This is a genomic window from Amycolatopsis solani, from assembly GCF_033441515.1.
GTDB classification, from domain to species: domain Bacteria; phylum Actinomycetota; class Actinomycetes; order Mycobacteriales; family Pseudonocardiaceae; genus Amycolatopsis; species Amycolatopsis solani.
In genome coordinates, this window is the sequence record NZ_JAWQJT010000001.1 from 3,170,246 (window position 1) to 3,193,489 (window position 23,244).

19 protein-coding genes are annotated in these 23,244 nt (G+C 71.0%); 14 read left to right on the plus strand and 5 right to left on the minus strand.

From position 1 onward, the window contains the following. Positions 1-146 precede the first annotated feature (146 nt). From SD460_RS15615 to SD460_RS15635, 5 genes are all read left to right on the plus strand, one after another. Entirely contained in the window at positions 147-1,766 is a 1,620-nt protein-coding gene (locus tag SD460_RS15615; protein WP_290056634.1) for an FAD-dependent oxidoreductase, read from the plus strand. Positions 1,767-1,814: 48 nt separating this feature from the next. After that, a complete protein-coding gene (locus SD460_RS15620; RefSeq protein ID WP_290056633.1) occupies positions 1,815-2,870 on the plus strand; it encodes a LacI family DNA-binding transcriptional regulator in 1,056 nt (351 codons plus the stop codon). A gap of 73 nt (positions 2,871-2,943) precedes the next feature. After that, entirely contained in the window at positions 2,944-4,233 is a 1,290-nt protein-coding gene (locus tag SD460_RS15625; protein ID WP_290056632.1) for an ABC transporter substrate-binding protein, read from the plus strand. After that, positions 4,230-5,114 (plus strand): carbohydrate ABC transporter permease, encoded by an 885-nt coding sequence (locus tag SD460_RS15630; protein WP_290056631.1) that lies wholly within the window; start codon positions 4,230-4,232, stop codon positions 5,112-5,114. The genes SD460_RS15625 and SD460_RS15630 overlap by 4 nt, the downstream gene beginning before the upstream one ends. After that, positions 5,104-5,931 carry a carbohydrate ABC transporter permease gene (locus tag SD460_RS15635; RefSeq protein ID WP_290056630.1) on the plus strand — a complete coding sequence of 276 codons (828 nt, stop codon included), beginning with the start codon at positions 5,104-5,106 and terminating at the stop codon, positions 5,929-5,931. Before SD460_RS15630 ends, SD460_RS15635 begins: the two co-directional genes overlap by 11 nt. A gap of 22 nt (positions 5,932-5,953) precedes the next feature. Here SD460_RS15635 and SD460_RS15640 read toward each other — a convergent pair whose 3' ends face one another. Next, the gene (locus SD460_RS15640; protein WP_290056629.1) at positions 5,954-7,699 is read right to left on the minus strand and encodes a sensor histidine kinase; all 1,746 of its coding nucleotides are present in this window, start codon (positions 7,697-7,699) and stop codon (positions 5,954-5,956) included. Next, on the minus strand, positions 7,689-8,384 hold the full coding sequence (locus SD460_RS15645) for a response regulator transcription factor (RefSeq protein WP_290056628.1): 696 nt from the start codon (positions 8,382-8,384) through the stop codon (positions 7,689-7,691). The genes SD460_RS15640 and SD460_RS15645 overlap by 11 nt, the downstream gene beginning before the upstream one ends. 157 nt (positions 8,385-8,541) lie before the next feature. On the opposite strand from SD460_RS15645, the gene SD460_RS15650 reads away from it, so the two are divergent. After that, a complete protein-coding gene (locus SD460_RS15650; RefSeq protein WP_290056627.1) occupies positions 8,542-11,664 on the plus strand; it encodes a GH92 family glycosyl hydrolase in 3,123 nt (1,040 codons plus the stop codon). A gap of 50 nt (positions 11,665-11,714) precedes the next feature. On the opposite strand, the gene SD460_RS15655 is transcribed toward SD460_RS15650, so the two are convergent. Beyond that, a complete protein-coding gene (locus SD460_RS15655) occupies positions 11,715-12,575 on the minus strand; it encodes an esterase/lipase family protein (RefSeq protein WP_290056626.1) in 861 nt (286 codons plus the stop codon). A 117-nt stretch (positions 12,576-12,692) separates the two neighbouring features. On the opposite strand from SD460_RS15655, the gene SD460_RS15660 reads away from it, so the two are divergent. The 3 genes from SD460_RS15660 to SD460_RS15670 all read left to right on the plus strand — a co-directional run bounded on the left by SD460_RS15660 (position 12,693) and on the right by SD460_RS15670 (position 14,822). Then, positions 12,693-13,817, plus strand: a complete 1,125-nt coding sequence (locus SD460_RS15660; RefSeq protein ID WP_290056625.1) for a PucR family transcriptional regulator — start codon at positions 12,693-12,695, stop codon at positions 13,815-13,817. A 79-nt stretch (positions 13,818-13,896) separates the two neighbouring features. Further along, positions 13,897-14,382 carry a hypothetical protein gene (locus SD460_RS15665; protein ID WP_290056624.1) on the plus strand — a complete coding sequence of 162 codons (486 nt, stop codon included), beginning with the start codon at positions 13,897-13,899 and terminating at the stop codon, positions 14,380-14,382. Positions 14,383-14,390: 8 nt separating this feature from the next. Next, on the plus strand, positions 14,391-14,822 hold the full coding sequence (locus tag SD460_RS15670) for a hypothetical protein (protein ID WP_290056623.1): 432 nt from the start codon (positions 14,391-14,393) through the stop codon (positions 14,820-14,822). A 46-nt stretch (positions 14,823-14,868) separates the two neighbouring features. On the opposite strand, the gene SD460_RS15675 is transcribed toward SD460_RS15670, so the two are convergent. Both SD460_RS15675 and SD460_RS15680 read right to left on the minus strand, forming a co-directional pair. Next, the gene (locus SD460_RS15675; protein ID WP_290058102.1) at positions 14,869-17,460 is read right to left on the minus strand and encodes a glycoside hydrolase family 3 protein; all 2,592 of its coding nucleotides are present in this window, start codon (positions 17,458-17,460) and stop codon (positions 14,869-14,871) included. A gap of 286 nt (positions 17,461-17,746) precedes the next feature. Next, positions 17,747-18,223 carry an Lrp/AsnC family transcriptional regulator gene (locus SD460_RS15680; protein WP_318306565.1) on the minus strand — a complete coding sequence of 159 codons (477 nt, stop codon included), beginning with the start codon at positions 18,221-18,223 and terminating at the stop codon, positions 17,747-17,749. Positions 18,224-18,348: 125 nt separating this feature from the next. Here SD460_RS15680 and pdhA point away from each other — a divergent pair, with 125 nt between their 5' ends. The 5 genes from pdhA to SD460_RS15705 are packed head-to-tail and all read left to right on the plus strand — an operon-like array spanning position 18,349 to position 23,179. Next, on the plus strand, positions 18,349-19,425 hold the full coding sequence (pdhA, locus tag SD460_RS15685) for a pyruvate dehydrogenase (acetyl-transferring) E1 component subunit alpha (RefSeq protein ID WP_290058104.1): 1,077 nt from the start codon (positions 18,349-18,351) through the stop codon (positions 19,423-19,425). Then, positions 19,425-20,420, plus strand: coding sequence for an alpha-ketoacid dehydrogenase subunit beta (locus SD460_RS15690; RefSeq protein ID WP_290058105.1), 996 nt, complete (start codon positions 19,425-19,427; stop codon positions 20,418-20,420). Before pdhA ends, SD460_RS15690 begins: the two co-directional genes overlap by 1 nt. Continuing rightward, positions 20,413-21,594: a dihydrolipoamide acetyltransferase family protein gene (locus SD460_RS15695; RefSeq protein WP_318306289.1), complete on the plus strand. Its 1,182-nt coding sequence runs from the start codon at positions 20,413-20,415 to the stop codon at positions 21,592-21,594. Before SD460_RS15690 ends, SD460_RS15695 begins: the two co-directional genes overlap by 8 nt. Before the next feature lie 53 nt (positions 21,595-21,647). Then, positions 21,648-22,196: a hypothetical protein gene (locus tag SD460_RS15700; RefSeq protein ID WP_290058107.1), complete on the plus strand. Its 549-nt coding sequence runs from the start codon at positions 21,648-21,650 to the stop codon at positions 22,194-22,196. Continuing rightward, positions 22,193-23,179 carry a coiled-coil domain-containing protein gene (locus tag SD460_RS15705; protein WP_290058108.1) on the plus strand — a complete coding sequence of 329 codons (987 nt, stop codon included), beginning with the start codon at positions 22,193-22,195 and terminating at the stop codon, positions 23,177-23,179. Before SD460_RS15700 ends, SD460_RS15705 begins: the two co-directional genes overlap by 4 nt. Positions 23,180-23,244: the final 65 nt, after the last annotated feature.

Sequence of the window (23,244 nt, forward strand, 5' to 3'; positions counted from 1 at the left end):
ACCGGTCAGCCCACGTGGGCTGAAGGTCCCCTTCAGCTCACCCGGCGCGGAGCGGACGGCGGCCGGTTCCGGCTCTTGACTCGCCGGCGGTCGTTCGCGCACCATACCCACGCAGTAATTCGAATTATCACCGTCGGGAAGGCTTCATGAAGGAACTGGGCACCGAGATCCTCATCGTCGGCGGCGGGCTCGGCGGGGTCGCCGCCGCGCTGGCCGCGGCCTCCCACGGCCGGCGGGTCGTTCTCACCGAAGAGACCGGCTGGCTCGGCGGCCAGCTCACCGCCCAGGCCGTTCCGCCCGATGAAAACCCCTGGATCGAACGCTTCGGGTCCACCCGCACCTACCGCGAGCTGCGCGCCGGCATCCGCGACCACTACCGCCGTCACTACCCGCTTCGCGCCGAAGCCGCGAAGCACGCTGAGCTCAATCCCGGCGCCGGGAAGGTCAGCAAGCTCTGCCACGAGCCGAAAGTGGCGCTCGCCGTCATCGAAGCCGTGCTCGCGCCGCACGTCAGTGCCGGGCGGATCCACGTCCTGCGCCACCACCGGCCGGTCGGCGTGCACACCACCGGCGACCGCGTCGATGCCGTCGTCCTCGAGAACGGCGAAGACCGGATCACCGTCACCGCCCAGTACGTCCTCGACGCCACCGAAAACGGCGACCTCCTGCCCCTCGCCGGCACCGAACACGTCACCGGGGCGGAAGCGAAAAGCGCCCACGGCGAACCCCACGCGCCGGACGAAGCCGACCCGGCGAACCTGCAGGGCATCACCTACTGCTTCGCCGTTTCCCACCACGAAGGCGAAAACCACGTCATCGACAAGCCGGCGATGTTCGGCTTCTGGCGCGACTACCAGCCGGACTTCTGGCCCGGTCCGCTGCTCGGGTTCGTCGCCCCCGATCCGCGGTCGCTGGAACCCGTCAAGCGCACCTTCGTGCCGAACCCGCCCGGTGACCCGCTGGCCGTCAGCGCCGATCAGAGCGCCGACGCCGGTGACAAGGAACTGTGGACGTTCCGCCGCATCCTGGCCCGCAACCTGCACACCGCCGGCGCCTTCGACTCCGATGTCACGCTCGTCAACTGGCCGCTCAACGACTACTGGCTCAAGCCCGCGCTCACCATCCCCGGTCACACCACCGAGGCCGACGTCGCCCAAGCGCACCGCGAAGCCAAGCAGCTGAGCCTCTCCGTCCTCTACTGGCTGCAGACCGAGGCGCCCCGCGCCGACGGCGGGACCGGCTTCCCGGGGCTCAAGCTCCGCCCCGACGTCACCGGCACGAAGGACGGCCTCGCGAAGTCCGCGTACGTCCGCGAAGCGCGGCGGATCAAGGCCGTCACGACCGTCACCGAACACGACGTCTCCGCCGAGATCCTCGGCGTCGACGGGCGGGTGCGCCGCGCGGACGCCGTCGGGGTCGGGAGCTACCGGATCGACCTGCACCCGTCGACCGGCGGGGACAACTACATCGACGTCGCCAGCGTGCCGTACGAGATCCCGCTGGGCGCGCTGCTCCCGGTCCGCACCGCGAACCTGCTGCCCGCGGGCAAGAACATCGGCACCACGCACATCACGAACGGCTGCTTCCGGCTGCACCCCGTCGAGTGGAACGTCGGCGAGGTGGCCGGGCTGCTCGCGGCCTTCGCCGTCCGCGAGGACGTCGAGCCGAAAGCCGTCCAGGCCGACAGCCGGCTCTTCGAGGACTTCGCGCGCGTGCTGGACGCCGCCGGGGTGGAACGCCGGTGGCCGGAAGTGCGGGGGTACTGAGCTTGCCGCCGGTAGGGTCTGCCGGAGAGCAGCGGGAGGGAGTCACGGATGACGGCGGGTTCGGGCCGGGTCACGCAGGCCCAGGTGGCGCGCCTGGCCGGCGTCTCACAGGCCGTCGTGTCCATGGTGCTCAACGGTTCCGACAGCCTGCGCATCACCACCGAGACCCGCGACCGCGTGCAGCAGGTGCTGCGCGAAACCGGCTACACCGTGGACATCATGGGCCGACGGCTGCGCGGGAAGTCCAACCAGATCCTCGGCGTGTTCACCTACGAGTCGGTGTTCCCGTCCGGGGTGGCCGACTTCTACCGGCCGTTCCTGCTTGGCATCGAGGAGGAAGCCGAGCAGCAGGGCTTCGACCTGCTGCTGTTCACCAGCGGTGGCCGCCGCGACGGGCGCCGCCGGATCTACGAGGCGGGCACGAACCGGCTGCGCATCGCCGACGGCTCGATCCTGCTCGGCAGGCACAACGACCCGCAGGAGCTCGCGCAGCTGGTCGAGGAGCAGTTCCCGTTCGTGTTCATCGGCCGCCGCGAGTCGCCGACCGGGCCGATCAGCTACGTCGGCGCCGACTACGTCGCCGCCACCCGTGAGGTCCACGAGTGGCTGTGGGGCCTCGGGCACCGCCGGATCGGGCTGCTCAGCGTCACCGAGGAGAACGAGCCGACGCTCGACCGCCGCGCCGGGTACGAGGCCGCCGCGCGCAAGCACCGCCTCCCGCCGCTGGTGTTCCTCGCCGAAGACCCGGCGATCGCGCTGCGGCAGGCGCGCGACGAAGGTGTCACGGCGTTGCTCGTCGAGAGCTCGGCGATGGCCGACGGCATCCTGGCGTGCGCACACGACCTGGGGCTGACCGTGCCCGAGGACCTTTCGCTCGTCGTGCTGGGCGACGCCGACCCTTCGCAGCAGCCGCACGCGCACGCCGTGCCGAGCACCGCGACCGACTGGTCGATGTTCCGCATCCCGCGCCACGAAATGGGCGTGCACGCCGTGCGCGTGCTCGTCGAGCTGTTGCGGAAACCCCGGTCGCGCCAGCTGCTCCTGCCGTGCCGGATCCACGAGGGCGCCACCGCGGCCGGACCCTCCACAACAGACTCCCGCTGAGGCCGAACGGCCGGTTGACACTGCAGGGGGCGGCGCTTACCGTCCCTGATAATTCGAATAACCAGGAGGCATCGTGGCCTACCGGAGAATCCGGCTGCTCGCCGCGGCCCTGTCCGCCGTCGCACTGGCTTCGACGGCGTGCTCAGGCGGTGACGGCGATGACAAGAACATCGCACTGCGCATGACCGTCTGGACGACGGACAAGAACCAGCTCGCCCTCTTCGACTCCATCGCCGCCGAGTACCGCAAGGCCCACCCGGAAGTCGCGTCGGTCAAGTTCGACGTCGTCCCGGGCGACACGAGCGCCTACTCGGCCGCGCTCACCACCCAGCTCTCCGGCGGCAACCCGCCGGACCTCGCGTGGATCCTCGAACGCGACGCCCCGGACTTCGTCCAGTCCGGTGCCCTCACCAACCTCAAGTCCACTCTGGACTCCACCGCGGGGTACAACGCCGCCGAGCTGGTCCCGTCCGCGACGAAGCTGTGGACCAAGGACGACGGCCTGTACGCCTACCCGTTCTCGACCTCGCCGTTCGGCATGTTCTACAACAAGAACCTGCTCACCCAGGCCGGCATCACCGAGACACCCGACCGGCTGGTCGCGAGTGGACAGTGGACCTGGGACGCGGCCAGGCGGATCGCCGCCCAGGTCGCCGCGCGCGTCACCGGCAAGGCGGGCCTGGTCATCCGCGAGTTCGAGTACAAGCAGTGGGTGCTGCTCGCCTCGGTGTGGCGCGGCTTCGGCGCCGACGCCTGGGGCCCGGACGGCAAGACCTGCGGGTTCACCTCCCCGGAGATGACGTCCGCGATGACCTTCCTGCACCAGGCGATCTTCACCGACAAGGCGCTGCCCGGCCCGGGCACGACGGCGGACTTCTTCGCCGGGGAAAGCGGCTTGACGATCGCGCAGATCAGCCGCGCCGGGCTGCTCAAGGCCAAGCCGTTCGAGTGGGGCATCGTCCCGCTGCCCGCCGGGCCGAAGGCGAACGCGCAGGTCGTCGGCCAGGCCGGGATCGGCGTCCCGGTGAAGGGCAAGCACGCCAAGGCCGCCGCCGACTTCCTCGCGTTCTTCACCAACCCGGCCAACTCGGCGAAGCTCGGCCAGTACTTCCCGCCGGCCCGCGACAGCCTGCTCAACGCGGCCACCCTGGCCAAGGCGAACCCGCTGTTCAGCCAGGAGCAGCTGCAGAACGTCGTGGTGAACGGGATCAAGACCGGCGCGGTGCTGCCGTCGCACACCGGCAGCGCGCGGATCGCGTCGCTCGTGCAGTCCGCGTTGGACCCGATGTGGAAGCCGGACGCGAACGTGCCCGCCGCGCTGGCCGGGGTCTGCCAGGCCATCGAACCGGCGCTGAACCAATGACCTGGACGTCGAAGAAGCGCGAGGAGCTGACGGGATGGCTGTTCATCGCCCCGCAGGCACTCGGCTTCCTCGCTTTCGTGGTGGCGCCGCTGGTCGCGGTGGTCTGGTACAGCTTCCAGGACGTCAACCTGCTGGCCGGGACCTCGGAGTTCGCGGGCGCGGGCAACTACGCGAAGCTCTTCGACGACCCGACCGCGCCGAAGGTCGCCCGCGCGACGGCGATCTTCTGCGTCGGCCTGGTCGTGCTGAACCTGGCGCTCGCGCTGTCGCTGGCGTTGCTGCTCAACCTCAAGCTGCGCGGTACCACGGTGTTCCGCACGGTCTTCTTCTCGCCGGTGGTCGTCACGCTCGTCGCCTGGACGATCGTGTGGAACTTCCTCCTGCAGGACAACGGCGGGATCAACGCGCTGCTGCAGACGATCGGCGTCGAGGGGCCGAACTGGCTGCGCGGCAACGGGACCGCGATGCTGTCGGTGATCGTGGTGCAGGTGCTGAAGAACGTCGGGCTCAACATGGTGCTGTTCCTCGCCGCCCTGCAGGGGATCCCCTCGTCCATCATGGAAGCGTCGCAACTGGACGGTGCCGGGCCGTGGCGGCGGTTCCGTTCGGTGATCCTGCCGATGATCAGCCCGACCACGCTGCTCACCGCGATCATCACGGTGGCCGGCGCGCTGCAGGTGTTCGCGCAGATCCAGGTGCTGACCCTCGGCGGGCCCGCCGACAGCACCAACGTGCTGGTGTTCTACTTCTACCAGCAGGCCTTCGCCAACCACGACCTCGGCTACGGCTCCGCGCTGGCCGTCGTGCTGTTCCTCGTCATCCTCGTGCTGACCCTGCTGCAGTGGCGGATGCGGAGGCGGTGGGTGTTCCATGAGTCGTAGGGCGAAGATCGCCTGCTACGCGGTGATGGTCGTGCTGGCCGTGCCGTTCGTGTTCCCCACCTGGTGGATGATCACGGCGTCGCTGCTGCCGGCCAACGAGGTGCTCGCGTACCCGCCGAAGCTGTTCCCGACCCAGCCGCAGTGGGAGAACTACCGGACGGCGTTCACCGACTTCCCGTTGGCGCAGCAGTACTTCAACAGCCTCTACATCGCGGTGCTCGTCACGCTCGGCACGATGTTCTTCTCCTCGCTCGCCGGGTACGCGTTCGCGCGCATCCGGTTCCGCGGCGAAAAGCTCTTCGCGCTGATCCTCATCGGACTGATGGTGCCGAGCGAGGTCACGATCATCCCGCTGTTCCGGGTGGTCGACGACCTCGGCCTGACCAACACGCACTGGCCGCTGATCGTCGTCCCGATCTTCGGGGCGCCGAGCGTGCTGGCGACGTTCGTGATGCGGCAGTTCTTCCTCACGATCCCGGGCGAGCTCGAAGAAGCGGGCCGGCTCGACGGCCTCTCGCGGTTCGGGCTCTACCGGCGCGTCGCCCTGCCGATCGCGAAGCCCGCGCTGGCCGCGGTCGCGATCTTCACCTTCCTGAACACGTGGAACTTCTTCCTGGAACCGCTGGTCTACCTGACCGACAAGAGCAGGTTCACGCTGCCGGTGGCGCTGACGCAGTACGTCGACGTCTACGGCGGGCACCTCTGGAACGTCCAGCTCGCCGCCGCGACCACGACGGTCGTGCCGGTGCTGGTCGTGTTCATCGTCGCGCAACGCCAGTTCGTCGAAGGGCTCGCCCAGAGCGGCCTCAAGGGCTAGGCGCGTAGCTTTCACGTGAAAGCTACGCCCGGGGGAAGTGGACGGTGAACGTCGAGCCTTCGTCCACTTCGGACTCGACGGTGACCGTCCCGCCGTGGGCGTGCACGAGGTGCCGGACGATGGCGAGGCCGAGCCCGCTGCCGCCGGTCTGGCGGCTGCGGGACTTCTCGGCCCGCCAGAACCGGTCGAACACGTGCGGCAGGTCGGCGGCGGCGATCCCGGTGCCGGTGTCCGCCACCGCGAGGGTCAGCTCATCCACTGTGGACGACACGCGGATCACCACCCGGCCGCCCGCGGGGGTGTGCCGGATCGCGTTCGTCACCAGGTTGCCGACGACCTGGCGCAGCCGCACCGGATCGGCGGTGAGCGCGGTTTCCCCGACGGCTTCGACGGTGAGCCCGACGCCGGCCGCGGCCGCCCGGTCGGCCTGCGCGACGGCGACGTGGCCGGCCAGCTCGGCCGCGTCGAGGAGCTCGGGGTGCAGCCGCAGCTGCCCGGCGTCGGCGGCGGCGAGGTCCTGCAGGTCGTCGACGATGTGCTGCAGCAGCACGGTTTCTTCGAGGAGCGACGCGCTCAGCGCGTGGTCGAACGGCAAGTGGCCGTCCTCGGCGGCCTCCAGCCGGCCGCGGATGACGTTGAGCGGGTTGCGCAGCTCGTGCGCGATGTCGCTGACCATCGCCTTGCGCAGCTCCTCGATGCGCTCCCGCCGCGCGGTGAGGTCGTTGAACGCGGCGGCGAGGTAGCCCACTTCGTCGCGGGACTTCACCGGCGCCGGGCGATCCTGTTCCGCCGCTTCGGTGAGCGCCCGCAGCGGGCGGGACAGCCGGGTCGCGACCAGCACCGTGAGCGCGACGGCCAGCACCAGCACGCCGCCGGTCACCGCGAGGATCCGCGTCAGGTTCGCCCGGGACAGCGTGAACGTCGGCAGCTGCGACCCGCCCGGCCCCAGCGTGAAGAGCAACGCGGGCGGCGCGACGAACGGCGTCAGCTGCTCGCGGCGGGCCGCGTCGAGGCAGCCCTGGGTCGGCCGCTGGTCGGTGACGCCGAGGACTTCGAGGTCGAGGCCCAGCTTCACCGACTCCGCACCCTGCGCCTGCAGGCAGCGGTTGACGGCTTCGTTGAGGCTGTCGAGCGCTCCCTGCTCGGTCGGCGTCGGCTCGGCCAGCTCGTAGAGGCCGCACTTCGACGCGAAGTAGCGCGCGGACAGGGGGTCGAGCCCGGCGAGCTGCGGCCGTCCGCTCGGCGACTCGCGCACCTGGCTGGGGAGACCGACCGTCGCGAGGCAGGCGGCGGTCTTCGTGGCCAGCGACGTGAGACCGTCGCGTTCGGACGGCGGCAGCCGGAACGGGCCGGCCGCGCGCGGGTCGATCCCGCTCGTCCCGGCCTGGGGCAGCAGCACCGGGTCGACGTGCAGCGGGTCGACCGACGCGGTCGCCTTGACCGGCAGCGTGACCGGCGTGCCGCCGGAGTCGCCGAGGACGTGCCGGTCGAGGGTGGTCAGCACGATCCGGCGGCCGGTCTGCTCCGAGAGCGCTTTCAGCCGGGGCCCGGCCTGGCTCCACGTGTGGTTGGCCGCCGCGTAGCCGAGCAGTTCGGTGTAGATCGTCGCGTCGCCGGAAAGCGCCTGGCCCTGCTCCTGCTGGATCGCGCGCGTGGTGGTCTGCACCGCGAGCCACGCGGTCGCGGCGATCGAGGCGAGCGCGATCAGCAGCGAGACGGCGGTGAGCCGGACGACGAGACTGCGCCGCCGCGGGAAGCTAGGTGTCATTTTCCGCCGTCAGCTTGTAGCCCACGCCGAACACGGTCCGCAGGTAGACCGGCTTCTGCGGGTCCGGCTCGAGCTTCTTGCGCAGGTTGAGCACGTGGACGTCGATGATCCGGGTGCTGACGAACCGGTCGTCGCCGCGGGTCAGCTCCAGCAGCTGCCGCCGGGTGAAGACCCGGCCCGGCTGCCGGATCAGCGTTTCCAGCAGCTGGAACTCACCCGGAGTGGTCTCGACCGGGCGGCCGCTGACCGACACCTCGTGCCGGACTGGGTCGAGCCGCAGCGCACCCGCGCGCAACGCCGGGTCCGGGGGTTCACGCCGGCCGGCGGTCCGCCGCAGCAGCGTCCGGACCCGGGCCATCAGCTCCCGCGGGCTGTACGGCTTGGTCAGGTAGTCGTCCGCGCCGAGGTCGAGCCCGAGCAGCAGGTCGTCCTCGGTGGCGCGGGCGGTGAGCATCAGCACCGCCACGTCGGACTCCCGCCGCAGGATCCGGCAGACGTCGAGGCCGTCGACGTTCGGCATCATCACGTCGAGGACCAGCAGGTCGGGGCGGGTGCGGCGGGCTTCGTCGAGGGCCGCCCGGCCGTCCGGGGCCAGCACGACGGTGTGGCCCTCGCTCTCGAGGTAGAGCCGGAGGACCTCGGCCTGCTTTTCGTCGTCCTCGGCGACCAGTACACGTGCGCACACGGGGTCGAGGTTAGGCGTCCTGACACGGCCACCACCCGATCCTGACCGGATCTTCACACCTTGAGGGCACGAGACAGGTCTTTGTCGAAGTGTTGACCCGGAGGCCGGGCGCAGGCAAAGGTCGGATGACAAGGCTGTCAGCTCTGGGAGGCACCGGGTGCGGTACAGGTTCATGGCGGCGCTGGCCGCGACGGCGGTGATCGGGGTCCCCACCGTCGCTTCGGCGGCGCCGACAACGTTGTCACCCCTGGTCGGGGACCCGGCGGCCTACGTCGACCCGCTGATCGGCACCGGCCGCGGCGGGAGCTCGGTCGGCGAAATCAACAACTTCCCCGGCCCGGCGGCGCCGTTCGGGATGATGCAGTTCTCGCCGGACACCCAGGGCGCGTACGCCGGCTACCAGTACCACTCCGACCAGATCCGGGGTTTCAGCCTCGACCACGCCTCGGTCGGCTGCAACGCGTTCGGCGACGTGCCGATCCTGCCGGTCACCGGCGACGTCGGCAGCGCGCCCTGGGACCGGACCGAGCACTTCGGCCACGACGGGGAGCAGGCCGAGCCCGGGTACTACGCCGTGACGCTCGCCGACTCGAACGTCCGGGCCGAGCTGACCGCGACGACCCGCACCGGGCTCGCGACGTTCACCTACCCGGCCGGCTCGACCCCGCAGGTGCTCGTCAAGGGCGGCGCCAGCCTCGCCGGGAACTCCGCCGCCACCTTGAAGATCACCGGTGACCGCGAAGTCAGCGGCTCGGCCACCACCGGCAACTTCTGCGGCAAGCCCAACAAGTACACGGTGTTCTACGACATCACCTTCGACCAGCCGTTCACCGCGCACGGCACCTGGGACGGCGCTTCGGTCAAGCCGGGCACCGACAGCGTCGACTCGCCGAAAGCGGGCGCGTACCTGACTTTCGGTTCGGGCACCGTGCACGCCAAGGTGTCGATGTCCTACGTGGGTGTCGACGGCGCGAAGGCCAACGCGGCGGCGGAAGTCCCGGGCTGGGACTTCGGCGCGGTCCGGAAGTCCACTCGGGACCAGTGGGCGCAGGCGCTGGGCAAGATCCGCGTCGCGGGCCGCGATACCGCGCAGCTCAAGACGTTCTACACCTCGCTGTACCACTCGCTGCTGCACCCCAACACGTTCGACGACGCCGACGGGCGGTACATCGGCTTCGACGACCAGGTCCGGACCCTGCCGAAGGGGCGCCACCAGTACGCGAACTTCTCGGACTGGGACACCTACCGCTCGCTCGCGCCGCTGCACGCCATGCTCTTCCCGAAGGAAGCCAGCGACATGGCGCAGTCGCTGACGAACGACGCCGTGCAGGGTGGCTGGTGGCCGCGCTGGCCGATGGCGAACGACTACACCGGGCAGATGACCGGGGACAGCTCGGTCGCGCTGATCTCGAACCTGTACGCGTTCGGGGCGCGGGACTTCGACGTCAAGACGGCGCTGAAGTACCTGGTCAAGGGCGCGACGTCGGTCGACGAAACGCCCGGGGCGTACCAGGAACGGCGGGGCATCGCGGACTACGTGACCCGCGGGTACCTGCCGAACAACGACGCTTCCCGCGGCGACCACGCCCGCGTCGGCGCGTCGATCACGCTGGAGTGGGCGATCGACGACTTCGCCATCGCGCGGTTCGCGCAGGGCATCGGCGACCGCGACGTCGCCCGCGAGTTCACGAAACGCGGGCAGAACTGGCAGAACCTGTTCAACCCGCTGACCGGCTACCTGCAGCCGCGCGCGCAGGACGGGCGCTTCCCGGACGGCCCGGCGTACGTCCCGCCGCCGCCCGGCAAGTTCGGCCAGGACGGCTTCGACGAGGGCAACGCGGCGCAGTACACGTGGCTGGTGCCGCAGGACCCGGCCGGGCTCGTGACGGCGATGGGCGGCCCCTCGGCGGTCGCGTCCCGGTTGGACACCTTCTTCCAGAAGCTGAACGTCGGCCCGAACGAGCCGTACATGTGGGCGGGCAACGAGCCCGACTTCGGCGTCCCGTGGCTGTACAACCACGTCGGGCAGCCGTGGAAGACCCAGCAGGTGGTCCGCGAGATCGCGACGACCCTGTTCAGCGCGACCCCCGACGGCGAGCCGGGCAACGACGACCTCGGCGCGCAGTCGTCGTGGTACGTCTGGGCCGCGCTCGGCATCTACCCGGCCACGCCGGGGACGCCGGACCTGGTCGTGCACAGCCCGCTGTTCGAGCGCGCGGTGCTGTCACTGCCGTCCGGGCGGACGCTCGACATCCGGGCCCCGAAGGCGCCGTCGACGTACGTCCATTCGCTGTCGCTGAACGGCCGCGACTGGAACCGGACGTCGCTGCCCGTGAACACCGCGCGGGACGGCGGCCGGCTGGACTTCTCGCTGGTGTCCACTCCGGACAAGCGGTGGGCGGCCGACTCGGTGCCACCGTCCTACCGGGACGGTGAGAAGCCGTTCCTGACGTCGGTGACCAACCAGGTCGCCGTCGCGCCCGGGACGTCCGGCGAAGCCATCGTGAGCGGGCAGCGGCTCGGCGGGCATGACCGGGGGCTGGACGTGACCACGCAGGCGCCGTCCGGGATTTCGGTGACCGGCCCGCGGCAGCTGCGGCTCGACGACCGCACCGGCAGCGGCACCGCGAAGCTGACGGTGTCGGTGGCCGCCGGGACGCCCGAGGGCTACTACCAGGTGCCGGTGACCGTGGGCGGCGACCGGACCTCGGTGATCGTGCTGGTCGCCCCGCCGGGCGGCCTGGCGGCGGCGTACTCGAACGTGGGCATCTCCGACGACGGCGACGCCGGTTCGGCGGACATCGACGGCGCCGGGAACAGCCTCTCGCGGCAGGCCCTCGCCGCGGCCGGGCTGACCGGCGGCAAGACGGCGTCGGTGTCCGGCACGACGTTCACCTGGCCCGCGGCGCCGGCCGGGCGTCCCGACAACGCGGTCGCGGCCGGGCAGACGCTCGCGGTCTCCGGGACGCGCCTGTCGTTCATCGGCACGGCCTCGAACGGCGACCACCGGGCGTCGGCGACGGTCACGTTCACCGACGGGACGACTTCCCCGGCGGACCTGTCCTTCGGCGACTGGGTCTTCCCGGGCGGCGGCACGGACCCGGTGTTCGGCAACACGCTGGTGGCCCGCACGGACCACCGCAACCAGCCGGGCGGCCAGGGCGGCGGGGCGTCGGTGTACGCGACGGCGCCGTTCGACGCCCCGGCCGGCAAGACGATCGCCTCGGTGACCCTGCCTTCGGACGCCGACCTGCACGTCTTCGCACTCGGCCTCGCCTGACGGCTCGTGAGTGTTTAGGACGGTTAGAACCGTCCTAAACACTCACGACCTCAGCCGGGGGAGCCGACCGCGCAGACCTTGATCGGGGTGGCGTTCGCCGGGTCGAGGGCGTTGCGGACCAGGTGCCAGACGTTCAGGTCGTACGCCTCGCCGATGTGGCCGACCGGGTCGAACGGGCACGAGTCCTGGACGTAGCGGTTGTGGACGCCGGGCTCGCGGATGAACGACGTCTCCGTCGGGGTCACCAGCTCGTCGTAGCGGGAGGTGATGATCGTGTAGTCGATGCCGGGCTGGGCGACCGGGCCGGTGTTGAGGGCGACGATCGCCGCGCCGCCGTCCAGTTCGTCGGCGAAGATCGGCAGGCCGATCGTCTTCACGATCGTGTCCCACGTGCTCTTGCCCAGCAGCGTGTAGGCCAGCGTCAGGAGGCCGGAGGCGTTGGCGCCGTGCGTCGGCGGGGCAATCGCGACGACCTTGCCGATCTCGCTCTGGATGCCCTGCATCTTGGCCAGGTAGATCGACTGGAGGCCGCCTTCGGAGTGGCCGACGACGTCGACCTTCGCCGCGCCGGTGGCCGCGCGGACCTGCTCGACGAAGGCCTTGATCTCCAGCGACGACTCCGCGACCGGCTTGAGGCCGCCCACGAACGGGAACTGCGGGTAGGCGCCGTAGGTCAGGGAGAACGTGCAGTAGCCGCGGGCGGCCAGGTCGGCCTGGAGGAAGTTCAGGTCCTCGTAGTAGGTGGCGAAGGTGCCGTGGAGCAGCACGACCGGGTTCGGGTGGGCGGCGCTCGGGCGGCACGCGAAGTCGTTGTTCCCGCCGGCCGCCGCCTGGGCCGGCACCGCCGCGCTCATGACCAGTGCCCCCGCCAAGCCGATCGCGGCCAGCCATCGTTTCGTTCCCCGCGCCATTGCGAAGTCCCTTCGTCTGGTTGTCATGCACAGCATGCGCTCCTTGATCAACGCTGTCTGCTGGCAAAACGCGCAGAAACTTGCCGTGGCCGTTTGTGCACGGCGACAATGTCGGGCATGGACGCCGTCGACGCGCTGTTCCCGCGGGCCGAGGAGATCGCGGCCGCGATGATCGCCCGGTGCGCCGCCGAGATCCCGGCCTACCGGCTGCTGCCGGCGAGCGTGCTGGAGGGCGACCTGGTCGCCAACGCGCGGGCGGTGTTCGAGCTGTTCCTGACGACCGTCGCCGAGGACCGGCGGCCGACCGCGCAGGAGCTGGCGCTGCCGATCGCGTGGGGCGCCGAGCGGGCCCGCGACGGCCTGCCGCTGGACGCCGTGCTGAAGATCTACCCGCTCGCCGCGAGCGTCGCGTGGGACCTGGCGGCGGGCGATCGCGCGGTGCTCGGCGCGCGGATGCTCGACTTCCTCGGCGAGGTGATGCCGCGGGTGGCGGAGGCGTACCTGAAGGAGCGCGACGACCTCGACTGGGAGCGCCGTGAGGACCGCCAGAACCTGGCGGCCAACCTGCTCGCGGGCCGCCCGGTGCGGCGGCGCGAGCTGGCGGAGAGCTACGACGTCGTGGTGTTCCACCTGCCGTCGCTGCCCGCCTCGGCGGGTTCCCGTGCGGCGACGGACCTCTTCCGCGCGGTCCGGTCCGATTTGGACACCCAGCCGGGCGTGCTGGTGACGTTCAAGGGCGACGGCGGGGTGCTCCTGGTACCCGCCGGGGTCGCGGCCGGCGCCGTCGCGGCCCGGGTCGACCGCGTCTGCGGGCGTCCGTGCACCGCCGCGGCCGCCCTGGCGCGGACGCTCGCGGACATCTCGGCCGCGCACGCCGAAGCCGGCGAAGTGCTCGGGCTGGCGGAGAGCCTGCGCCGGCCGCCCCGGCTGTACCGCTTGGCGGACCTGGCGATCGAGTACCAGCTGGCCCGCCCGAGCCCGGCGCGGGAAGCCCTCGCCGCGGTCCTGGCGCCGCTGGCGGAGCACCCGCACCTGATCGACGCCCTGCGCGCGTTCGTGACTTCGGGCTACAACCGCGGCGAAGCGGCGACGGCGTTGAACATCCACCGCAACACGCTCACCTACCGGCTCGGGCGCGTCCAGCTGATCACCGGCTACGACGCGACGCGGCCCGCGGACGCCCGTCACCTGGCCGCCGCGATGACCGCGTACGACATCTCGGGGCAGGACCCAACGGGATAACGACTGCGTCGCGGTTCCCCGGATCCGTTGCGGATCCCGCCGGCCGCCCGATTCCAGGGGGCGGACACGGAAGAAGGTGATGGCCGTGAACGCGACCAGAATCGCCGTGGCCGCCCTGGTGCTGCTGGGCGCGGCCGCGTGCGGGATCCCGGTGGCCGGGGTGGCGGTGCCGGTCACGGTGGTGCCGCAGGCGCCGGTCACCAGCACCGCGACGGTCGCGGTGCCCGCACCGGTGTACGTCCAGCCCCCGGTTTCGGTGCCACCACGGGAAACCGCGGAAGCGAGCACGGTGATCGCTTATTACGACGCGCTCAACCGCCGTGATTTCGCCACCGCGTGGTCACTCGGCGGCAGCCGCATCGCGGGCGGCGGCGGGTACGCCAAGTACGTCAACGGTTTCGCGACGACGTCGTGGGACACGCTGACGGTCACCGACGTCCGCGGCAGCACGGTCTACGTCGTGTTGTCGGCGGCCCAGACGGACGGCACCACCCGGACTTTTTCCGGCACGTACACCGTTTCCGGCGGCGTCATCGTCGGCAGCCACATGACCAGGACGAGATGAGGACCGCCATGCGTACTCTTCGGACCGTCGCGGCGCTTTCCGCCGTGCTCGCACTGGCGTCGTGCGGGTTGCCGCGCACGATCGCCGGAAACGCTTCCCAGGCAACGGTTTCGACCGCGACGGTGACCGCGCCGAGCACGCCGACCGTGACGGCACCGGTGCCGCAGACCGTCTTCGTGCCGCCGCCGCAGACCGTGACCGCTGCCCCGGTGGGCGTCGCCGCGTCGAGCCAGTGGTACGCCCAGCCGAGCTGGATCACCGCCCAGCCGTGGATCGCCATCACCCCGGCGGCGGGGCAGACGCCGTGCCAATGGCTGCACGCCAGGGGGTACAGCTACGCGCAGGCCTACGCGGCCTGGGCCCAGAACGGCTACCCGGCGAGCTGGTCGGCGACCAACGACGGCTACCCGTGCCAGAAGTCCTACGGCATGCAGCACTGAAACGAAACCGGGCCGGGAGCTTCGCGCTCCCGGCCCGGTCCGGTACCTAGGTCAAACTCGAACAAGGTCTCGCATCAGGATCCTTCGCCCCGTTGGGGACCCACCGCACGTTCGCGAACGACGCCTGGAACGCGGCGTCGGTGTAGACCAGGAACGGCGTGTTGATGTGCTCGAAGTCCAGCCCGTTGTTGAAGCAGGACAACGGGATCTTGACCGTGGTCTTCGGACCGCCCGCCAGGTCGGTGAACAGCTTCGTCGCGTTCACCTCCGAGAAGCACGGGTAGACGCAGTGCATGCTGATCACCGTCCGGTTGACCGGCGCCTGCTGCACGGTCGTGTCGAACTCCAGCGCCCCGTCTGCGTTCAGGTAGCTGCGCAGGTCGTTCGTGCCCGCCGTGTTCTGCATGTAGAGCTGAGCCGCGCCGGCACCCGTCCAGGTCGCCTTCAGGCCGTCGCCCTGCACGTTGACGTCGGTCGGGACCGTGTTGATCTCGGGGTGGTCGGCCGCGCCGTCCGGGCCGATCGCGGTGCCGCCCCAGTTCGAAGCCGAGCCGATCTGGCTGGTGTACGGCGCGACGTCGGTGCGGTCGTAGATCGACAGGTCCTCGGTCGCCGTCCCGCCGCCGCCGGTGGAGCCGCAGGCCGCGGGGCCCGGGGTCTCGTCCAGCTGGCCGATCGTGACGCGCTGGCCGCTCTTCAGGCCGTAGCCCAGCTTGAACAGCGGGTCGTAGTCCGGCGACCACGGGTTGAGCGGCGACTGGCACGCGCTCTTCGGCCACGAGTACGACAGCGTGCCCTGGTAGCCCGTGCCGTCCTTGCCCTTGACCAGCATGTCGGCGACGCCGCCGCCCTCGGTGCCGGGCAGCCAGGCCGCCACGAACGCGTCGGAGCGGTTGATCTCCTTGTTCATGTACAGCGGGCGGCCGCCGACGTAGACGGTGACGACCGGGGTGCCCTTGCCGCTGACCTTGTCCAGCACGGCCAGGTCCTCGGGGTAGAGCTTCGACGCCTCGAGGGTCTTGCGGGTCAGGTCGCCCACGCCCTCGGCGTACGGCGTCTCACCGATGACGGCGATGACGGCGTCGTAGCCCTTCGGGTCCACGCTGCCGGTGGCGTCGAAGGTGACGTTCGCGTCGCCGAGGTTCTGCTTGATGCCGGTCAGGATCGAGGTGGCGTTCGGGAAGTCGGCGTTGGTGTTGCCGGTGCCCTGCCAGCTCAGCGTCCAGCCACCGGTCTGGTTCTGGATGTTGTCGGCGCTCTTGCCGACCACCAGCACCTTCGACGACGGCTTGAGCGGCAGCACGTTGCCGTTGTTCTTCAGCAGCGTCTGCGACGCGCGGGCCGCGTCACGGGCCAGCCAGTTGTCCTTGAGCGCCTCGTCGGAGTTCGCGTAGGAGCGGTCGGACGGCTTCTGCGACTCGAACAGGCCGTCGCGGATCTTGACGCGCAGGATGCGGGTGACGGCGTCGTCGATGCGCGCCATCGGGATCGCGCCGCTCTGCACCTGGGCGACGGTGTTGGTGATGAACGCCTTCCAGTCGGCGGGCACCATCACGATGTCGACGCCGGCGTTGATCGCCTGCGGGCACGAGGAGTTCGTGCAGCCGGTGACCTGGCCGATGCCGTTCCAGTCGGACACGACCAGGCCGTCGAAGCCCATCTTGCCCTTGAGGATCTGGTTCAGCGCCTTGTCGCTGCCGTGCAGCTTGCCCTCGTCGATGCCGAGGTCGGTGTTGGTCCAGCTGTTGAACGACACCATGACGGTCTGGGTGCCGGCGGCGAGCGCGCCGTAGTAGCCCTGGCCGTGGATGTTGATCATGTCGGCTTCGGACGACGGGTTGACGCCCTGGTCCTGGCCCTTGAGCGTGCCGCCGTCGCCGATGAAGTGCTTGGCGGTGGCGATGACGCCGTTGTAGCCGATGCGCTTGGTGGCGCCGTCCTGGAGGCCGTCGATGGCCTCGAAGCCGTAGGAGCGCGTGATGCGCGGGTCTTCGGAGAAGCCCTCGTAGGTGCGGCCCCAGCGGTCGTCCTGGACGACGGCGAGGGTGGGCGAGAAGGCCCAGTCCTGGCCGGTGGCGCGGATCTGCCGCGCGGTGGCGCCGGCGATGTCACGCACCAGGCACGGGTCGTGCGCGGCGCCGAGGCCGATGTTGTGCGGGAAGACGGTGGCGCCGTAGACGTTGTTGTTGCCGTGCACGGCGTCGATGCCCCAGATGACGGGGATCTTGGTGCGGCTGGTCTTGGAGGCGTTCCAGTAGGCGTCGGCGAGGTTCAGCCAGTCCTGCTGGGTGGCGTGCTTGTTGCCGCCGGGCCACGCGCCGCCGCCGTTGAGGACGGAGCCGATGGCGTACTGCTTGACCTCGTCGGGGGTGATCGAGGTGATCTCGGGCTGCGTCATCTGCCCGACCTTTTCCTCGAGGGTCATGCCCGCGAGGATCTTGGCGATGCGCGCCTCGTCGTCGGCCTTGCCCTTGAACCGGCTGTCGACCTTCGGCCAGTCCGCGAGGGTGGGCAGGGTCTTCTCGATCTTGGCGCAGCCGTTCTTGTCCTTGGCCGGCTGGCCGATCACGGGCTGGGCGGGTGCGTCTGCTTGGGCCGGCGTCGCCTGGGCGATCCCGCCCAGCAGACTCAGGCTCATCAGGGTGACGAGCGAACTTCGGCGCGCACGGACCCACGCGCGGGATCTTCTGGCCATGGTCTGGTCCATTCTGCGATGAACGGCGGACCGGCCGATCCTCACCGGGTGAGGGGAGCGACGTCAATAGGTTTCGGGCTGGTTATTTCTCGACATAAAATAAGAGTCGCCCGGCGACGGGATCACATCTAGTCGGTGCGGCGGTGAAGTGCAAGGGTGTTCGGGGGCAAGGGTTTTGCCCGGCCGTCCCGAGCGGCGTGGGTCCGGCTCCGGGTGGCGGGCCGGTGGCTCAGCTCAGCACCGAGCCCGGCAGTTCCTCGAAGATCAGCCAAGTCCGCGTCCCCCGCACCCCCTCCAGCGCCTGCAGCCGCTCCAGCACCACATCCCGCAACGTCTGGTTGTCCGGCGTCCGCACCAGCAGCAGGATGTCGAAGTCGCCACCCACCAGCGCCACGTGGTCGACGTACGGGATCTCGTGCAGGTCGGTCGCCATCGTGCGCCAGGACGTCTGCTCGACCGTCACCATGATGTACGCCGACGTCCCCAGGCCCGCCCGCCGCGGGTCGATGCGGGCGCCGAAGCCCGTGATCACCCCCTCCGCCATCAGGCGCTCCAACCGGGCGTACGCGTTCGTGCGCGAAATGTGCAGTTTCTCCGCCAGCGCGCGCACCGCCAGGCGGCCGTCCGCGGACAGCTCCGCCAGCATCGCGCGGTCGACCTCGTCCAGGGCCGGAGCCGTTCGTCCCGGCAGGGCGCCGTGAGCCAGGACACCGATGGACGTTTGGTCTCCGGAAGACCCCTGGGAAGACTGTTTGTCGCTCATTTCGCCGAACCCTTGAACACAACACCGCCGAGAACCACCATTCGAGCATCATATGTCTGCGAGAGGTGGTGTCCGTGGAAGCCCTGCTGCCGTCCGCGACCCCGGTGCGGTTCCTCGCCGAAGACGGGACGCCCGTCGACCGGCACCACGGGTACGTCGAGCCCGCCGAAGACCGCCTGAAAGAGGCCTACCGGCTGATGGTCCTGGGCCGCCGCTTCGACGTCCAGGCGACCGCGCTCACCAAGCAGGGCCGGCTCGCCGTCTACCCCTCCAGCGCCGGCCAGGAGGCCTGCCAGGTCGCCGCCGCGCTCACCCTGGGTGAGCCGGACTGGCTCTTCCCCACCTACCGCGACTCGGTCGCCCTCATCGCGCGCGGCCTCAAGCCCGGCGAAGTCCTGACGCTGCTCCGCGGTGACGCGCATTGCGGCTACGACCCGGCCGAGACGCGCGTGGCGCCGCAGTGCACTCCGCTCGCCACGCAGACGCTGCACGCCGCCGGGCTCGCCCACGCCATGCAGCGGCGGGGCGAGGACGCCGTCGCGCTCGCGCTCATCGGGGACGGCGCCACCAGCGAAGGCGACTTCCACGAGGCGCTCAACTTCGCCGCCGTCTTCAAGGCGCCCGCGGTGTTCTTCGTGCAGAACAATCGCTACGCCATCTCCGTCCCCTTCGAGAAGCAGAGCGCCGCCGCCGCGCTCGCGTACAAGGGCGTCGGCTACGGCATGCGCTCGGAGCAGGTCGACGGCAACGACGCCGTCGCGGTCCTCGCCGTCCTCGACGACGCCGTGAAGCACGCCCGCGAAGGCCGTGGCCCGGTCCTCGTCGAGGCCCACACCTACCGCATCGACGCCCACACCAACGCCGACGACGCCACCCGCTACCGCGAGGCCGAAGAAGTCGCGAAGTGGCGTGAAGCGGACCCGCTGCAGCGGCTCGAGACCTACCTCAAGAGCCGGAACACCCTGCGGGACACCGAGATCGAGCAGTTCCAGGCCGACGCCGAGGCGTTCGCCCAGACCGTCCGCGACACCCTGAACGCCGAGCCCGAGCTGGACCCGATGTCCCTGTTCGACCACGTCTACGCCGAGCCGACCCGCCAGCTCGAAGCCCAGCGGGCGGCCCTCAAAGCCGAGTTGGAGGCCTGATGACGACCACGATGGCGCAGGCGCTCAACGCCGCACTGCGGGACGCGCTCAAGGACGACGACCGGGTGCTCGTGTTCGGCGAGGACGTCGGCGCGCTCGGCGGGGTCTTCCGGGTCACCGACGGGATCACCGCCGACTTCGGCGAGAGCCGTTGCTTCGACACGCCGCTGGCCGAGGCCGGCATCGTCGGGTTCGCCGTCGGGATGGCCATGGGCGGGTTCCGCCCGGTCGTCGAGATGCAGTTCGACGCCTTCGCCTACCCCGCGTTCGAGCAGATCACCTCGCACGTGGCGAAGCTGCGCAACCGCACGCGTGGCGCGCTTTCGCTGCCGATGGTCATCCGCATCCCCTACGCCGGCGGCATCGGCGGGGTCGAGCACCACTGCGACTCCAGCGAGGCGTACTACACGCACACGCCGGGCCTGCGCGTCGTCACGCCGGGCACCGCGCAGGACGCCTACGACCTGCTCCGCGACGCCATCGAGTCGCCGGACCCGGTGGTCTTCCTCGAACCCAAGGCGCGCTACTGGTCCGGCGAAGAGGTTTCGTTCGCGCGGAAGGGCCCGGCCATGGACAAGGCCGTGGTCCGGCGCGAGGGCAAGGACGTCACGCTGATCGCGTACGGCCCGATGGTCGCCACCGCGCTGGAAACCGCCGAGGCCGCGAAGGACGAAGGCTGGGACGTCGAGGTCGTGGACCTGCGTTCGCTGAGCCCGTTCGACGACGAGACCGTGACGGCGTCGGTGCGCCGCACCGGCCGCGCGGTGGTCGTGCACGAGGCCGCCGGGTTCGGCGGCTACGGCGCCGAGGTCGTCGCGCGCGTCACCGAGCAGTGCTTCCACCAGCTGCACGCGCCCGTGCTGCGGGTGACCGGGCTCGACATCCCGTACCCGGCGCCGAAGCTGGAGCGGCACACGCTGCCGGACGTCGACCGGATCCTCGACACCATCGCGCGCCTGCAGTGGGCCGACACCCCGGTGGTGGCCGGTGCCTGACTTCCTGCTGCCGGACCTCGGCGAAGGCCTGACCGAGGCGGCGATCCTCGACTGGCGCGTGCAGGTCGGCGACACGGTGACCGTCGACCAGATCGTCGTCGAGGTCGAGACGGCGAAGGCCGCGGTCGAGGTGCCGGTGCCGTTCGCCGGCGTGGTGTCCGCGCTGCACGGCACGCCGGGGCAGCTGCTGCCGGTCGGCGCGCCGCTGCTGAGCGTCGGCGGGTTCGCCGAGCCCGGCGTCACGACGTCGGCGGGAAGCGGCAACGTCCTCATCGGCTACGGCACCGCGCCCACCACTCGGCGCAAGCGCGCGCGGCGTCCCGAGGCGCCCGCGCCGAAGGCCAAGGCACCCGGCGTGATCTCGCCGTTCGTCCGGAAACTGGCCGCGGACAACGGGATCGACCTCGCGAAGGTGACCGCCACCGGCGCGGACGGCATCATCCGCCGCGCCGACGTCGAGGCGGCGCTGAAGAAGCCCGCCGCGACGGGGAAGGGGAAGCGGATCCCGCTGACCGGCGTGCGCAAGGCCGTCGCGGACAAGCTCACCACGTCCCGGCGCGAGATCCCCGAGGCCACGGTCTGGGTGGACGTCGACGCTTCGGAACTGGTCGCCGCGCGCGCGGCGCTGAACGCCAAGACCGACCGGCCGGTCAGCCTGCTCGGCCTGATCGCGCGGTTCGCCGTCGCGGGGCTGAAGAAGTACCCGGAGCTGAACTCGCGCGTCGAGGGCGACGAGATCGTCCTGCTGGACGAGATCCACCTCGGGTTCGCCGCGCAGACCGACCGCGGGCTGGTCGTGCCGGTGGTGCGGGACGCCGGGGCGCTGTCCACGCGGGACCTTTCGGCGGCGATCGGCGACCGGGCCCGCACCGCGCGGGACGGCAAGCCGGCGCCCGCGGACCTCACCGGCGGCACGTTCACCGTCAACAACTACGGCATCTTCGGCGTCGACGGCTCGGCCGCGATCATCAACCACCCCGAGGCCGCGATCCTCGGCATCGGCCGGATCATCGACCGGCCGTGGGTCGTCGACGGCGCGCTGGGCGTGCGGAAGGTCTGCGAGCTGACGCTGGCCTTCGACCACCGGGTCTGCGACGGCGGCACGGCCGGCGGGTTCCTGCGGTTCGTCGCCGACTGCGTGGAGTCACCCGTCACCGCCCTCGGTGATTTGTAGACGCACCGGCGGAGTTGGCCGGTGGTGACGGCGACGGCACTTAAAGTGTCCGCGTGACGACTCCAGCCCAGCACGACCGCGACCTGGCGGAAAGCCGGGTGACCCGGCTCAAGCAGGACCTGCGCGACGGGCTGGCGACCCCGCCCGGCGACGTCGAAGCGATGGACGGGCTCGTCGCGAGCGCCCACCGGCTGCTCGACGCCGAGCTGGCGTTCGACGAGGCCAAGCACCGGCTCGCCAACGCCGAGCTCGAGGCGCGGCACGCGGCGACGCAGCGCGCGGTCGTGTGGTTCGCGGCCGCGCCGGTGCTGGTGCCGCTGGTCGCCGGGGCGCTCGTGCTGTTCGAGGTGCTCTCGCCGCTGTGGCTGCTCGTGCTGGTGCCGCTGTTCGCCGCGGGCCTGTGGATCGGCTTCGCGCCGGTCCGCCGGGTCGGCGACGTCATCCGCGAGCGGACGCGCGCGGCGTGGGCGGGCAGCGCCACGGCCGTACTGCTGGTGTGCGCGCTGATCCCGTGGCCGGCGGCCGTCGCCGCCACGGTCCTGGCGGCGCTCGGGGCCGCGGCCACGGCCGGGCTGCTGTGGCGCGAAAGCCGGATCCCGTGAGCCACGGCTACGCGACCTACGGCGACGACCCCGAGTTCGAGCAGGAGTACGTCGAGCCCGTCGACCCGACCCGGCGTGACCTGGACGAGCTGTTCGCGGCGGTCGACGGGCTGCGGGCCGCCGTCGAGGAGACCGACGATCGCCTGCGCCAGGACGTCGCCGACCTGAGCGAGCGGCTCGAGACCGGCGGCGCGACCCGCCAGGAGGACCGGATCGACCTGCTCGGCCGCCGCCTGGAGCGGCTGCAGCAGCAGGTCCACGCCCTGGAGCGCGCGGTCCGCGTGTCCGACGGCGTCCCGCGCGCCGACCTCGACGACGTCGGCGCGGAGACACGCGCGCTGGCCGCCGAGGCGGCGCGGTGGGACGACCTGCACAAGGAGCTCGTCACGAAGGAGCAGCGCGCGCGATACGCGGAGGAGATCTCGCGGCTGTCCTCGGTGCACGAGGCCCATGCCCGCTGCGACGCGGACTTGCTCGACGTCATCGGCATCCTGGCCTCGACCGACCGCGGCTCCCGACCCCGCGGCGACGCGGAGTCCCGCCTGCGCGCGCTGACGACCCGGCGCCGCACGCTGCTGGACGAGGAGATCCCGGCCGCGGAGCAGTCGGCGGAGCAGGCTCGCCTGGCCTTGCGCGAGGCGGACGCGGTGGAGGCGCGGGTGGTGCCTCAGCTGGAACGCGCCGAGCGGGCGTGGCACGACCTGCAGGTCCGGCTACGCACGCGCATCACGGACGCTTTGGGCTCGAACGCCCTGCTCCCGACGTGGTTCGGCCACGCGCTGGGTGTCGCCCCACCGACGGGAACAACGGGAGACACGTGGCTCCGCACGGCGGCTTCGGTGCTGGCGTACCGGGTGACGTTCAAGATCACCGACCCGGCGCTGCCCCTGGGGCCCCCGGCGCCTGAGAGCGCGGACACGACCGAGCGGCGGTGGACGTGGCGCGCCCGCCTGGAGTCGGACCTCGACGACCTGGCGTTGTAGCGCGTTCGTCCGTTCGGCTGGTTCTGCGCCACCGCAACGTCGTCCGCGCGGTCCGGAACATGCTG

Excerpts from the sequence above, each read along its gene's own strand:
- SD460_RS15620 (WP_290056633.1), top strand. The coding sequence starts at position 1,815 with ATGACGGCGGGTTCGGGCCGGGTCACGCAGGCCCAGGTGGCGCGCCTG.
- SD460_RS15675 (WP_290058102.1), bottom strand. The coding sequence starts at position 17,460 with ATGAGCCTGAGTCTGCTGGGCGGGATCGCCCAGGCGACGCCGGCCCAA.
- SD460_RS15670 (WP_290056623.1), top strand. The coding sequence starts at position 14,391 with ATGCGTACTCTTCGGACCGTCGCGGCGCTTTCCGCCGTGCTCGCACTG.
- SD460_RS15630 (WP_290056631.1), top strand. The coding sequence starts at position 4,230 with ATGACCTGGACGTCGAAGAAGCGCGAGGAGCTGACGGGATGGCTGTTC.
- SD460_RS15690 (WP_290058105.1), top strand. The coding sequence starts at position 19,425 with ATGACGACCACGATGGCGCAGGCGCTCAACGCCGCACTGCGGGACGCG.
- SD460_RS15640 (WP_290056629.1), bottom strand. The coding sequence starts at position 7,699 with ATGACACCTAGCTTCCCGCGGCGGCGCAGTCTCGTCGTCCGGCTCACC.
- SD460_RS15615 (WP_290056634.1), top strand. The coding sequence starts at position 147 with ATGAAGGAACTGGGCACCGAGATCCTCATCGTCGGCGGCGGGCTCGGC.
- SD460_RS15660 (WP_290056625.1), top strand. The coding sequence starts at position 12,693 with ATGGACGCCGTCGACGCGCTGTTCCCGCGGGCCGAGGAGATCGCGGCC.
- SD460_RS15665 (WP_290056624.1), top strand. The coding sequence starts at position 13,897 with ATGGCCGTGAACGCGACCAGAATCGCCGTGGCCGCCCTGGTGCTGCTG.
- SD460_RS15635 (WP_290056630.1), top strand. The coding sequence starts at position 5,104 with ATGAGTCGTAGGGCGAAGATCGCCTGCTACGCGGTGATGGTCGTGCTG.
- SD460_RS15655 (WP_290056626.1), bottom strand. The coding sequence starts at position 12,575 with ATGGCGCGGGGAACGAAACGATGGCTGGCCGCGATCGGCTTGGCGGGG.